The sequence below is a fragment of the Arsenicibacter rosenii genome (genome assembly GCF_001870735.1).
In the GTDB taxonomy this organism is placed as follows: Bacteria; Bacteroidota; Bacteroidia; order Cytophagales; family Spirosomataceae; genus Arsenicibacter; species Arsenicibacter rosenii.
In genome coordinates, this window is the sequence record NZ_MORL01000334.1 from 1 (window position 1) to 345 (window position 345).

Annotated in this window: 1 protein-coding gene and 1 pseudogene; both read right to left on the reverse strand. The window is 44.5% G+C overall.

Annotation, left to right across the window (positions count from 1 at the left end; genetic code table 11):
* Positions 1–284, reverse strand: a pseudogene (locus BLX24_RS32505) (hypothetical protein); the annotation flags it as partial.
* Positions 244–330 carry an SBBP repeat-containing protein gene (locus BLX24_RS34170; protein ID WP_374755036.1) on the reverse strand — a complete coding sequence of 29 codons (87 nt, stop codon included), beginning with the start codon at positions 328–330 and terminating at the stop codon, positions 244–246. The gene BLX24_RS34170 and the pseudogene BLX24_RS32505, both read right to left, overlap by 41 nt.
* Positions 331–345 lie beyond the last annotated feature (15 nt).

Genomic DNA, 345 nt, shown 5'->3' on the forward strand with positions numbered 1-345 from the left:
CTCCCATCCACAACAACATCAGTAGGAAAAGCTAACTGATTGGCATCTGACCCATTGCCATTTCCACCGGCAACGGTAGTACCATTACTGGCCGATGTAGAGTTGGGAGCAAACTTCTGGATCCGATCATTACTGGTATCAGCGACATATATATACCCGTCTTTATCTATGGCAACTCGATAAGGATAGTTTAACTGATTGGCATCTGAACCAATGCCATTCCCACCGGCTACAGTAATGCCACTACTGNTTCTGGATCCGATGATTAAATGAATCAGCAACATAGATATACCCGGCTCTATCTATGGCAACACCATAAGGATTGTCCAACTGATTGGCATCTGA